The sequence below is a fragment of the Photorhabdus sp. RM322S genome (genome assembly GCF_042879395.1).
In the GTDB taxonomy this organism is placed as follows: Bacteria; Pseudomonadota; Gammaproteobacteria; order Enterobacterales; family Enterobacteriaceae; genus Photorhabdus; species Photorhabdus khanii.
In genome coordinates this window covers 26,256-39,283 of record NZ_JBHFKW010000017.1, presented here as the reverse complement: position 1 = coordinate 39,283, position 13,028 = coordinate 26,256, and the positions used below count along the sequence as shown (strand labels likewise).

The window sequence follows — 13,028 nt, the reverse complement described above, 5'->3', positions numbered from 1 at the left end:
ATTACTCTATTAGAAAAACGGAATCTCTGATGACAAGTTCGGCTGAAAACATATTCATTTGTGGAGCTACTTCTTTTTTGGCATTGATCTGCAATGCCAGATTAGCGGCCCTCTGAGCCATTCGTTCTATTGGGTTGTGTACGGTAGTTAAGGGTGGATAGAGATATTGGGCCGGGACAATATCATCAAACCCAACAATCGACAGTTGTTCTGGTAATTTGATTTTCCGTTGATGTAGGGATCGCATCATACCGGCAGCCATAACGTCATTAAATGTTACCGCCGCAGTAAAGCCGATGCCGCTGTCTAAGAGCTTTTCTGTTGCCAGTTCCCCACCCTTTTCGTTGAATGGAACGCTAATAACCCAATTGCCAGGTACTGTGATACCCGCATTAGTCATTGCGGCATGATACCCTTCCAGGCGGAGCCTTCTATTATCGATTGGTAGATCTGCTGTTACACAAGCAATTTTTCGATGACCATTTTGAAGAAGATAATGGGTAGCAGCCTGAGAAGCACTGACATTATCTAACCAAATGCACCGGTTGGCGATAGCAGGGAAATATCGATTAATAATCACTAATCCTGGCGTATGAGCGGCATAACGTAATACATCTGTATCGCTCATTCTACTAACATGAGCGACTATTGCTTCGCATCCCTGATTAATTAAAAAATCTAAGGCAGATCTCTCAAGTTCGGCTTGATATCCTCCACTACAAACCATCAGCTTGACCTCTTCCTGCCGGGCAATTTTTTCAACCCCGCGCGCCAAAAGGGAAAAAAAAGGATCAGCCAGATTGCCAGTGAGTAAACCCAACATGTTCCCGCATCGTTTTGCCAGTGCAAGTGCGGCAAAATTACGGTGATAATTGAGCTCACGCATGGCTTTTTCTACACGCTCACGGGTGCCTGGTTCGACATAAGCCGTACTATTGATGACGCGGCTTACAGTGGCTACGGATACTCCAGCTTGATATGCTACGTCTTTCATAGTAGTCATGCTTTCTCCTCAGCAGTTATGTAAAATAAATCATATCCCAATTAATAGAATAATATAGAGCACAGGCATCATTCTTAATCCAGCAAAAAATGGTTCATAGATTTAAAGTATTTTGGTGGAATATATAGATTATAATTATTTTTTTCGCAAAATAGTTTCAACTCAATAATTGATCCGATTGATAATTTCTCATAGATATCTTGGAAGTACTTTTCCACGGTACGGTATGAAATTTTCATTTCATAAGCAATACATTGATTACTGATGCCGCGGCAGAATAAAAAGATTATTATCCATTCTTTTTCTGTCAATATATTATTGGGGGGGCTAAGCTTAACAGATATAGTTGTATCATTTTTAATATAATGGTGGACTGAAAAATGGTTTATTTCTTTAATGTGACAAATTATTCCAATACAGTGATTCTTTTCATCCATTAACGGGTATTTTTCGCAAAAATAGGGCTTGAGTTGTTGGTTATTACTTTGAAGATAAGCCCCAATAGAGGATACTCGTTGCATAGATTGTAATACCTTACGGTCATGTTCTTCAAAAAGGTGAACAAGATGATTAAACGGTGTAGGTAATTCTTTGGCGGTATATCCTGTGACATTAAAGTGTTCAGGTAACTTACTTAGTTTAATAAATACTTTGTTTGCATATATAAAACGAAATTTCTTATCTTTTACAAACCATGATTCATGACTTCTATCCCACATATTTGTTAACTGAGGAGTAATTTGACTCATATATGACCTTCAATAATTATTGAATATAAGTAGAAAAGTCTTTCAACAATCAGTAAGAACAGCTATTCGTTCTATAGGGAATGACTCCCTCATAATTGGAAGTTATAGTATTGCTATGATTTCAATAGCATGAGTGGTCCCAGATTAAGATTGTTCTTAATCATAACGTTCAAACTCCAGTTTCGAATTGTTTGTTACAATAGAGTAACAAATCCAGTTTAGATGAAATGTGAGATAAGTTTGCTGTTCATGTAACCGGTTTCATGAAGTGTGAAAATGTGATTTATATATCAATTTTAGGTCTTGCTTATAACCGAGTAACGGCAATATCCCCTAATTTTTTAGGGTAATACTTCATTGACATCCTCCCCCACCTTCACACTTCGTGACTCAGGAGGGGGATCCCTCAGGGGAATACCGCCCTTTATCATGCTCGGAAGACTACTTTTTAGCCTCGGCTCTGAGTTCAGTTACATTTTTACCGCCAATTCCCCAGTTATCAGTTTCGACTTCATCAATAATAACAAAGGTTGTTGCAGGATTTTTTCCCAATACATCGACCAGTAACTGGGTAGCTCCTTCAATTAATTGCTTTTTTTGCTCTGCTGTAGCACCTTCACGGGTAATTCTGATATTTACAAACGGCATAAACAGCTCCTTTTCAACGGTTATTATTGGCAGATTGGCTCTGCCAGGGCACATTTATTCGGTATTTTTATCTTGATGATGATCCGCAGTGGCTATCCAGGCAGCGCAGAACAGCGTTAAGCGGGCAAAGAGATAGAAAAATGTCATCAGGCCGATAACAGAGCCAAAAGCCGCGCCGGAAGGAGAGCTGGCGAGGCGTGGCAGCGTCATGGTCATAATATATTTGATAACTTCAAAACCTATAGCTGCCATCAGTGTCCCTTTCAACAATGCTTTGCGTTCTGGCTGGTGGCGGGGTAATACCCAGAATAGCCACAGGAAAAGCAGATAGTTGGCTGAAATAGAAATTGTCAGGCCAATCAGGAACCACGATGGACGCAGCCACTCAATGCCATCTAACCCTAATATCTTAACGATGGTTGCCTGAGCGGAGCCGGCGATAGAGGTCAGTGACAGTGTGATCACCAGAGCTAACAATAGCCCAATCAGAGAAATGGCATCACGAATATATTTAAAATAGATTTTCTCGTTATCTTCCTGATTCCCTACCCAGACAGGCTGGAACTGGGCGAGAATTGCCTGACGTAAATTGCTTACCCAGTTTACACCGGAATAAAGAGCAATCGCTAAACCGGTTAATCCCACGGTAGTTCGCTGTTTAATCGCAGTATCGACACTATTTTTCAGCGTATTGGCGAGTGTCGGATCACTAATACTGTTTGCGATACCATTGATTAGCCTTGCCAGTAAATCAGGATTAGAAGCCAGAATAAAACCCGCAATGGCGAAAGAGAGCATCAGGATGGGGATAAGAGATAAGAACGAAAAATAGGTGATTGCCGCCCCAAACTGATTACCCATCCGATCATTAAAGCGTAGCGTTGCCCGGATAAAGTGAGCGATGATAGGAATATTACGGATATAATTTCCTGCTCTGACGGTCAGAGAAATCGCTTTTTTACCGTGATGAATTCCCTTATCCAAAGGTGTTTTGGATAACCTTTCCGGCTGATGTTCTGTTATTTTCTGTCTTTCTATATCCTTTGGCATGAATAGCCTCAATAGTGACCTTGAATAAACATGAGTGATCTCATAATGCCACTTTAAGATGATTATTAACAATTCAACATACCCAGGTACTTAAATATTAAAATGTTACAGGACTAAATGCCTAGGCGTTCAGCTAACTGTCGGCTGAATTCACGTGCAGCCCAAGGAATATATTTGGCTCCCCTTCCGGAGAAACCGCTGAAGATGGCAATATCGTGATCAGGTAGACACTGCATTTCTGGCAGATAGTTGGCGGTGTAGCCATCATATCCATTTCGCCCGTCTACGACGGTGCTCTGACAGAGAAGGAATTGATTTGCCAACTGGTGATGACGTGCATTCGCTTGTTCTGGCTGCCAGTGAAGCTGGTCGGGATCCGAAGCATCATACTGGGTAGCTCCACCCACAAAGAAAAAAGAGGAAGATTCAGGGCGCAGGTAGCCTCCTGAATATTCATCAATAATGCACTGCTCAGGTGCATCGGATTGCATACTTTGCAGACAACTGAGCGGGATGGTTCGACTGAAGATCTGACTCTCAGGATACAGTTGTGGTGTGTGAGCTCCGGTTGCAATCACTGCCAGCCTGGCCGGAAGTTTTGTACCTATCCCGGTGATCACCTCAACTCCGCCCGGCACTTCCCGCACCGCTTTGACGGGTGAGCCTTCGAGAATTTCTACACCATGAAAACGCGCTTCATCGACGAAAATCCGCGCCGTTTGCCGAGGATTAACATATCCGCCAAGCGGCTCCCACAATACAATGCGCCCGTCGGAAAAGCAGTGATGTTGCAGCGCAGGAAAGCGGCAGGCAGATTCGGCTTCACTTAGCATATGAATGGGGTACTCATCGGAAGAAAACTCGGCAATCCGATCACGAGCCAGTGCCTGATGTTCGGCTTTTAGCAGGTAAACCAGGCCACAGCGGGTAAAGACATCGGGATGCGTTACTGCGATCTCGCTCCATACCTTAATGCCCTGGATACTCTTTGCCATCAAAGCATACAATGGATCATAGACGCGCACGATCCCCCGTGAATGTGCTGTTGCCCCTCCGGCACCGGGCACTGTCGCTTCCAGCAGCAAAATTTTCAGTGGTAATTGACTGCACCAGGATGCCAATGCACTACCCGCCAGTCCTCCCCCAACGATAATGAGGTCCCATTGTGAAGCCATGTCTCACCCTCTGTTTTGGATGCTGTTGCCCCCAACAGGGCCAAAGAAAATCACCCATGTTCTAAAATCGCGGCTGAACGACTCAAAGCGATGATCAACATAAGCAGGAACAAATAGAAAATCTCCAGCCGAGAAATTGACATAGGTTTCACCCCGACGGAAAACACCATGACCAGAACTGACGATATAAATTTCGTCCCTGTCATGCGGTGTTTGAGTATCCACTCCGACAGGAGAAAAGAGCTCAACGGAGAGCTGCCCTCTTTCAAATAGCACGGCAAAAGGCTGTGGCAGGCCAGGAAGGAAGGTAGCTGTTTCAGACTCATTGATATGTAAAATATCGTCAGGAATATTTGTATTAGATACTACACTCATCTTGCATTGCTCCCGGTATTCAAAATAGGCAGAATTAATGAGAAAAGGCATATCGCTGCATTAGCCCGATGGAAAACTCTTGACTGCCACCATGAAGACAGCCGGCATGGTTAATCTATTCTGGTAACATCTCTGTTTTCCTGGTTCACTCCGCTGCGTAATACGTAAGGCTCACTCTGAGCATCAAACGGCTGCTTGAAGGTAAATGCATAGGGTGTAACACCATAATCGTGTAAATGCTCAAGCCGGTGACAAGCCTCACGCCAGCATGGCTGATGATGTTCAGATACCCACCAGACGACGTAGATAGGCCAGTTTTGTTTGCCAAACCAGTCTTTGCGAAGCCGTAATGCCTCTTTATGTAATGGCCCGTAATAGGCGAAGTGATAAACACTTTCCAGATCACGCCAAAGAGAAAGGGTTTGTGCCTGTTTAGTATGACCATTGCATATTCCATCAAGATAAAAGCGCGGCACGGCGAATGGTCCCCATCGTCCCCAGTCTTTCTGGTAGTTTGCCATCCAGACAATATCTTCCACCGGTTTGGCCCGGTCGATAAAGCCTTCCGATTTTTCTGCTTCAAGAAAAACATCGGGGGTGCGATCGTCAAACTCCTGAACCTGTATATCGCCATATGGAGTACGAAGTATGGAAAAGGTCATCAGGCAAGCTTTGGAAGTCATACACTTTTAACCTCTTTGCTCAGGTGGATCACTGATACGAGTAGAAAAAAATGACGAAGGTAAATCGCACAGGTGAAGAAAGTCTGTAGTATTCAGCGTCATCTGGTCTATTCCCGTTAACAGACGGAATAATTTTTCACTACTCTGTGGCATTAAAGGCCAGGCAGCCTGCGAGAAGCATTGCAGTAACCAGCCAACCCCCCGTAATGTCTCTGCATCATGATATTGGGATAATGTCATCTCAATAAATTTCATCAGATGTAATAAGTCTTCCGCTGCTTGCCGCAAATGAAAACGTTCCAGGGTATAGCTGGCTAAAATCCGCTGACGGGCAGATTCACCAATTTGGCGCCATGTTGCTGACAGCGGCGGCAATGGCGTAACGCAGGTTGCCACTTTTTGATTCCATGCTGCGGTAATGTTTAGCCAACTCTTTTCCAGAGAGTTATCAAGCACCCTCATCATATCCGCTTCATTAAAGTTGGCTTTTTCAAAACCTGGGGCATTAAACGCTGCATAAAAGCGAATGGCATCCACACGGCAACGTTGCGCCAAGTCAGATGCCCACACGAGATGATTGTTGCTGGTAGAGAACTTGGCGTGATCGAGATTATAGAACTCATTAATCATCGTTGCCCAAGGCAGCCAGCGTCCGTTATCGATTTGCGACAGCATGGCGACATGCACCACTGCGTAAAAATAGGCGTTATCAAAGCCAAAGAAATTAACGGGTACAGGAAAATCATTTAGCTGTGGATCCCGCTCAATAGCCCGTTGATAACTGTACAACAACTCAGCCATAATTTCCGGCCAGGCATTGATCACCTGACTAGGGAAATCAGCATGAGCCATAGAGATACCCCAATTTCCCGGCATAGTGACCGGGAAATCCGGCAGAGTCGTAGACAGGGCATCTTCTGCAAGCCATTGGTAGCGCTGACGAAATCGCTTGTTTTGCTGATAGAATTGCGTAATCGGCTGGCGGAAACGCTCCAGTTCGAGTACTAATACCTTTGCGTTGCGAATCGTCACCTCGGTTGACCCGCTGTTTGTCACACGCGGCTTAATAATGGTTTCAGCATTCGTCAAATTACCACAGGCTTCACAGATGCCACATTTACAGGTGGCTAAACAGATCGGACAGTAACCTGAAATACCCGCTTCATCGTGCCAGATTTGTTCTTTTTCACTGTAAAAGAATGGAAAGCGTTTTTTAACTAAAACACCACGCTGATAAAGCTGATGGAAAAGATCCCGCACCCAAGTTACCGCTTCCTCTTCCGGTGAGAAATAATCCGCTACATCAATATGATAGAGTTTAAGAGTTTTAATAATATCATCGGTCCAGTAACGATACAGCGTTTCCGGATCGCGCTGCTGACGTTCCGCCGTCACGCGTACATAAGATTGATTAATATCGCTGTAACAGGTCACAAAGCTGTGTTGGCCTTGCAAACGTGCTGCCCGGGCAAATACATCACCCGCCAGAAACGGCCCACTCATGTGCCCAACATGTAGCCCGCCGTTAGGTGTTGGAGGCGGTAATGTGATAATAAAACCGGTTGGTGTCATTTTGGCTGCCTTAATTTGATCATCATTTAAAAAACGGAATCAGAACTACCGCCCATATCCCAGTAAATATCTAACATCACAAATGGGATCTTTTCTGAACGGTTGCGTAACTGATGTTCTGAAAAACGTGGCAAATAAACCACATCACCATAGGATATGGTGGTCGTCTCCCCGTCGATGAATAACTCAGCCTCACCACTGATAACAATAAATGTCTCTTCTTCGTCATGTGAATGCCGGTCAACATCTTCACCGGGTTCAACCATCACCCAGATACAGCCAAATTCAGTCAGTGGTCGTTGTGTGTTAACTTTTTCTTTCCAGGGAAATAACCGCCGGAGTTTGCAGTTATATTCATCGGTATATTGGATATCTGCTTTACGGCGGATCAGGGTTTCAATTTTACGGTTAGTAACTTCTGACATATCATTCACCCATGCTGTGGTTTCTGTACCTGGTTTGTCAGAAAATGCTCGATTTTCTCTGCTATTAACCAGGAGCGAATTGAAAGCAAACTGAATGAACCCGCGTCACCAAAACCATGAGTTGATTCACATAAGCCGTTAAGAAAAAAAGGCGATAACGGTTTATCATTGCTTTCTAAACAATAATCCCGCGCCACATGCAGAGATCCATCTTCCCGGCGCTTAAAATGGTCAGCTACATTGAAGAGTAATGGATGATTACGCTCCTGATTTTCCTCATTGCCCATATTTTTGAAGCCGGTGGCAAGAATGACGCCATCAACCTGTAATTTCCTGACTTTGTCAGAGATTTTATTTTTATAATAAATTTCTATGCCCGACTTATTCTCTGTAACTTGGGAAATATCGGTCATATTGTGCAGCGTAATATGTTCTCGTCCGTCCAGCTTCTGTTCGTAAAGTTTTACATAAAGCATTTTGATCACATCGTGATCTGCGGAACTGTAATTACTACGCCACAATTCTCGAGTGAGCGCTTTTTGCTGCTCAATATTGAGCTGATAAAACTCATCAACAAATTCAGGAAAATAGATATGTTCAGTAAAAGGGCTAACATCTTTGAGCTGATAAGAATAGCCTCGAAAAATATTATGTATTCGCAGATGTGGATAACGGGAGGAAAGATCCAATATTAATTCTATGGCACTCTGGCTATTACCAATCACTGCAACAGATGTTAAATGACTTTCCGCTTGCCATTGAGACAGTGCTGAAGTCACGCGGGTAAAATGAACGATCCGCGATGAATGACACTGCTCGAATTGTGGTGGAATATAGGGTGTCCTTCCTGGCCCGAAAGAGACCACTTTCGCACGCAAGCTTCTTCCGAGGCTGGTTTCAATCCGGTATCTATCGGAAAAGGTGCTGTCCAGCATAATGGTGATGACTGTCTCTCCATAGCTCACCCAGCGATCAAAATGACGTGCTACCCAGCGTACATAGCGGGCATAATCTTTCCTTAAAGCAAACTCCAACCCAAGATTGAGATACTCAAACAAGCGGTTTTCACTTTTCAGATAGCTAAGAAAGCCGTAGGGACTAATGGGGTTACGCGGTGTGACAAAGTCGCGCAACGGGTTGTGCTGTATATCCGAACCCGCCAGTAGCATTTCAGGTTGCCAGTCCGGTGCGGTGTTACTTTCCAGAAATAACACCGAATCTGTGGTCTGTTTTTCTTCTAATGACACGGCAAGGGAAATATTACCCGGCCCAAACCCTATACCGATCACGTCGAATTCTTCAATAATATCACTCACAGGCTCACCTTCTTGATGGATATTGTTGTTTCAGCATGCCTTAATGACTGAATAATATTTCGGGTCGTCGCAATGATTCGCTCTGCCCCTTCTTGTAACCTTTCATCTTCAATGGTTAAAGGTGGCATACACTTAACGACCTCGTTTTGTGGTCCACAGGTTTCAATCAGAAGTTTGCTTTTGAAAAGAGAGCGACTAATTTTTTTAGCCAGAACTGAATCGGTAAATTTAATTCCTACCATCAATCCTTTGCCTACAATGGAGAATGGTGTGTCCAGATCTTGTAGTTCGGACTGAAAAATAGTTTTCAGAAACTGCTCTTTTTTCTTTATCTGCTGCGAAAAGCTTGCGTCTCCCCAATATTTCTTCAGAGCTACGGTTGCGGTGGTCATGGCGAGATTATTGCCACGGAAGGTGCCGTTGTGTTCACCTGGGTACCATTTATCGAGATACGGAGAGATAAGGTTGATTGACATGGGTAATCCAGAACCGCTGATCGATTTTGAAATGCAGACAATATCCGGAGTAATGCCAGCCTCTTCAAAGCTAAAAAAGTTTCCCGTCCGGCCACAGCCAGCCTGGATATCATCAATGATAAGCAGAGATCCAATTTCCCGGGCCAATGTGGTAAGCCCTTGTAGCCAGGCTGCGGAGGCGCAGTTGAGTCCTCCTTCACCCTGAACACACTCCAGGATGAATGCGGCAGGCAGATCAATACCATTGCCAGGCTTACACAGCATATCTCTCATGAAACTTAATTGCTGCCCAGCATCTGTGACGGAAAATTGATCGTAAGGCAATCGTAATACCCCCGGTATTTGCAGACCAGTAGACTGCCGCTTGGCAGGATTCGCTGTAATGGAAAGCGAACCTAAAGACATGCCGTGGTAACCGCCAGAAAAACAGGCGATAGTGTGTCGTCCAGTGACCTTACGTGCCAGTTTCAGTGCGGCTTCAATAGCATTGGTTCCTGTCGGTCCGGTAAACTGAACTTTGTATCGTAAATGGCGTGGTGCCAAAATATATTCGTGTAAAGTGGTAAGAAAGATTTCCTTGGCTTCAGTATGCATATCCAGCCCCTGAATAATGCCATTTTCACTTAAATAATGTATTGCCGCTTCAATCATGGAGGGATCATTATGTCCATAATTGACAGAGCCTGCTCCGGCAAGAAAATCTAAATATTCATTACCCTGTTTATCAAATAGTAAGGCATTTTTTCCTCGCGAAAAAATAGAGGGAAAATTCCGGCAATAACTTCTGACCTCAGATTCTATGTTTTCAAAAACAGAAAGGTTCATAAGTAACCTCTATGATATAAATGTTTCCCGGTAAAAGCAGAATATTAACGACATTCAATTTTATAATGATACCAACTGGTTCTACTGTCCGAGATGCTGTCATATAACCGCTGGGCGGTTGTATTATTTTTCTGAGTTGTCCAGTCCAGGGAAAAGTATTTCCCTTGCTGTTCTGCCCATTGCAGTGCATGTAAAATAAGGCTCTTTCCTACTCCTCTGCCACGATAATCTGGAATAACATATAAATCATTTAATAATGCATTTTCCACCGCATTAACACTGGAGAGAATATAATAAATTGTCGAAAATCCTATAGCATCATCCTGTTCATTCAAACAAAGATATTGCCGGCCTTTCTCTTTATTATGGATAAATTGAGAAAAGAATAGCCTATTCTTTTTCTCATCAGGTTCACTGACACCATAGAACCTTTGATAATCCGCCACCAGTTTCAGTAGACTGGAAAAATTATTCTCATCGACAGAGACTATTTTCCACGGTGTTTGTAAATCAGATAGTTGTGTCACAGATTATTCCTCTTGTTGTAATTGTTGTTTCGTTTTCTCTTCCTGCTTTTTTTCTATCCTTAAACCGATAAATGAAATGACTACCACGCTGATAATTGCGATAAGTGAGTAGATGGAGAGTGCCAGACGACTGTCAAATATCTGGAAAGCAAATACAAAAAGTGGCGTTAATAATAAGATATAAGAAACTTGTACAGGAGAAATTAAAGCAATACCTTTCTGTAACATAAATAACGGCACCACATTTCCGAATATGGCAATGATCATGAACGCGGTCAGGTGTGTATTAAGATCAATGGTCAGCTCCTTACTGAAATAAAACGATACGATAAGCAACAAGAAAAAGCGCATCGACATTAATTGATAAAGAGTAAAGCCACTATCATAGATTTTTTTTGACACAACGTTAACGGTAGCCATACAAAAGCCGGTTAATATTGCCATTATAAAGCCCAAAATCAATTGTTGATGTTCGACATTAGCGAGACCAGAATGACCTTCCGATACCGTATACCCAACTAATAACATACAGATGATGGTGAAAATACTGAGCAGTAATTTTACAGGTGTCAAATTTCTCATTTGTTTTAATAAAATAACAGAGATAATTAGCGTCGCCAACGGATTAATCCCGTACAATGTTGCGGCAGTAAGCGCTGGCTCCATATATCGTAATGAAATATATAAAAAGAGCCATGATCCAAGCGTCGCGACATTGAGTATTAAGAAATTCATTACGCTACGTAAATTCAGTACAGCCTGATTATCTCGGTGAAAGTAGTTTAGTATGGCAAAAATAATCGTGATAATGGAAAAGTTGATAAATAAAATATTATAGACATTAATTCCCTGTAGCAGGGAACCGAGCCAGACTGATTGTGCTGCTGACAACACATCAAAGGTCAGAACAAATAATATTCCCTTGTTCATTTTAACACCCATAATTTACCGGATTTTTCCATTTCCCGAATGCGTTGGGTATCATATTCCAATGCACGGGGATCTTGGTTAGCCAAGAAAATTCCACCAGGGCTATCAAACAGATTGCTGGTTGGTAATAATTGTTGGCCAATATTAATATTCCAGAATGCCGTGGTATAGGAAGACAGTGTTTCAGCCCATTTCATGCCAGGAATATCGACGATTATCCCTTTATCATAGTTAATCAAAGACACCGCTTTTGAATGTTTATAGTAAACCGGTGGCGATTGTGTACGTTGATGGAAACGCTCCGGATCGATGGCCGCGTCAACCAGGAGATCAAGCTGTGATACATTTGAGAAAAACTGAACATTTCTTGGTGCCTTCGCGCCATGTAACCGCGCACCCACTTCGATCAGTACGGGTCCACGTTCATCGACCATAATTTCAAAATGCGCAGCGCCAAAGTGGATACCCAGCACATTCATGACATTCACTGCGTATTCAATAACGTCTTTGACCTCTTTTTCTGAAGGATGAATAAAAAGTTCTTCCGAATAAACAATTGCACCACTTGGCAATATTTGTTTTTTGTACAGAGATGTATTGGTGATGTAGTGTGTTTTATTCAAACTCACGCTATCGACGACATATTCTTTCCCTTTGATAAATTGCTGGACCAGGACATATTCGTTGCGATTTCCCAACGCGTCGCACTTACCCACAATGTCAGAGATCGCCTGTTCTATCTCAGCGTAAGTCTGGCAAAATTTAACGCTGTCTGTACCGGCTGAACTGAGGGGTTTAATGACTATGGTTGATGATAAATTGTGTTCTAGCCACGGCTTCAATTCTTCAAAGCTTGATACTTTAATTTGTGATATAGATCGTAACCCAGCTTCCGCTACCCGCTCTTGCATCAGGTATTTATCACGCAAGCAGAGGAGAGTGTTCGGATCACAACAGGGTAAACCCAGGTGATGAGCCAGTGTGTTCGCCAGCAATACACCACTTTCAGCCCCTGGCACCACTGCCTGACAGCCATATTCATTAATTTTATTGACCAATTTGTCAAAATTAGATATGGTATAAGGCAATTCTTTGATAAAGTTATCTTTATTGTAGGAGGCCGCATAAACTGCCGGTATATTTACACCGCTTTTAATGCAAATGCTTGAAAATCCTCGCGAATAAAATTCACCCGCGAGATATTGCCCGCTGGAATAGGGGTCAACAATCGCAACAGTTTTCATGGGATACTCCATCGATATTTACTAAAATTC

At 43.0% G+C, this 13,028-nt stretch carries 14 protein-coding genes; all 14 read right to left on the bottom strand.

Features of this window, described 5'->3' with window-relative positions; translation table 11 throughout:
• Window position 1: 1 nt before the first annotated feature.
• A complete protein-coding gene (locus ACGF63_RS11900; RefSeq protein ID WP_387630982.1) occupies window positions 2–1,003 on the bottom strand; it encodes a LacI family DNA-binding transcriptional regulator in 1,002 nt (333 codons plus the stop codon).
• 74 nt (window positions 1,004–1,077) lie between these two features.
• Window positions 1,078–1,752 (bottom strand): helix-turn-helix transcriptional regulator, encoded by a 675-nt coding sequence (locus ACGF63_RS11895; RefSeq protein WP_387630980.1) that lies wholly within the window; start codon window positions 1,750–1,752, stop codon window positions 1,078–1,080.
• 441 nt (window positions 1,753–2,193) lie between these two features.
• Window positions 2,194–2,400 carry a 2-hydroxymuconate tautomerase family protein gene (locus ACGF63_RS11890; protein WP_036846083.1) on the bottom strand — a complete coding sequence of 69 codons (207 nt, stop codon included), beginning with the start codon at window positions 2,398–2,400 and terminating at the stop codon, window positions 2,194–2,196.
• 54 nt (window positions 2,401–2,454) lie between these two features.
• On the bottom strand, window positions 2,455–3,450 hold the full coding sequence (gene yhjD / locus ACGF63_RS11885; RefSeq protein WP_387630976.1) for an inner membrane protein YhjD: 996 nt from the start codon (window positions 3,448–3,450) through the stop codon (window positions 2,455–2,457).
• Window positions 3,451–3,563: 113 nt separating this feature from the next.
• Entirely contained in the window at window positions 3,564–4,625 is a 1,062-nt protein-coding gene (locus tag ACGF63_RS11880; protein ID WP_387630973.1) for an NAD(P)/FAD-dependent oxidoreductase, read from the bottom strand.
• 3 nt (window positions 4,626–4,628) lie between these two features.
• Window positions 4,629–5,000 (bottom strand): cupin domain-containing protein, encoded by a 372-nt coding sequence (locus tag ACGF63_RS11875; protein WP_387630971.1) that lies wholly within the window; start codon window positions 4,998–5,000, stop codon window positions 4,629–4,631.
• A 110-nt stretch (window positions 5,001–5,110) separates the two neighbouring features.
• A complete protein-coding gene (locus ACGF63_RS11870; protein WP_203448957.1) occupies window positions 5,111–5,683 on the bottom strand; it encodes a DUF3291 domain-containing protein in 573 nt (190 codons plus the stop codon).
• Window positions 5,684–5,689: 6 nt separating this feature from the next.
• Complete coding sequence (locus ACGF63_RS11865; protein ID WP_152963323.1) at window positions 5,690–7,255, bottom strand: class I tRNA ligase family protein; 1,566 nt, start codon at window positions 7,253–7,255, stop codon at window positions 5,690–5,692.
• A 26-nt stretch (window positions 7,256–7,281) separates the two neighbouring features.
• Window positions 7,282–7,680 carry a cupin domain-containing protein gene (locus tag ACGF63_RS11860; RefSeq protein WP_387630967.1) on the bottom strand — a complete coding sequence of 133 codons (399 nt, stop codon included), beginning with the start codon at window positions 7,678–7,680 and terminating at the stop codon, window positions 7,282–7,284.
• A gap of 5 nt (window positions 7,681–7,685) precedes the next feature.
• Complete coding sequence (locus ACGF63_RS11855) at window positions 7,686–8,996, bottom strand: SidA/IucD/PvdA family monooxygenase (RefSeq protein WP_387630965.1); 1,311 nt, start codon at window positions 8,994–8,996, stop codon at window positions 7,686–7,688.
• The gene (gene ectB / locus ACGF63_RS11850; RefSeq protein WP_152963326.1) at window positions 8,993–10,297 is read right to left on the bottom strand and encodes a diaminobutyrate--2-oxoglutarate transaminase; all 1,305 of its coding nucleotides are present in this window, start codon (window positions 10,295–10,297) and stop codon (window positions 8,993–8,995) included. Before ectB ends, ACGF63_RS11855 begins: the two co-directional genes overlap by 4 nt.
• Window positions 10,298–10,341: 44 nt before the next feature.
• Window positions 10,342–10,824: a GNAT family N-acetyltransferase gene (locus ACGF63_RS11845; protein ID WP_132355224.1), complete on the bottom strand. Its 483-nt coding sequence runs from the start codon at window positions 10,822–10,824 to the stop codon at window positions 10,342–10,344.
• A 3-nt stretch (window positions 10,825–10,827) separates the two neighbouring features.
• A complete protein-coding gene (locus tag ACGF63_RS11840; protein WP_162524191.1) occupies window positions 10,828–11,754 on the bottom strand; it encodes a DMT family transporter in 927 nt (308 codons plus the stop codon).
• Window positions 11,751–12,998: an ATP-grasp domain-containing protein gene (locus tag ACGF63_RS11835; RefSeq protein ID WP_387630960.1), complete on the bottom strand. Its 1,248-nt coding sequence runs from the start codon at window positions 12,996–12,998 to the stop codon at window positions 11,751–11,753. The genes ACGF63_RS11840 and ACGF63_RS11835 overlap by 4 nt, the downstream gene beginning before the upstream one ends.
• Window positions 12,999–13,028 lie beyond the last annotated feature (30 nt).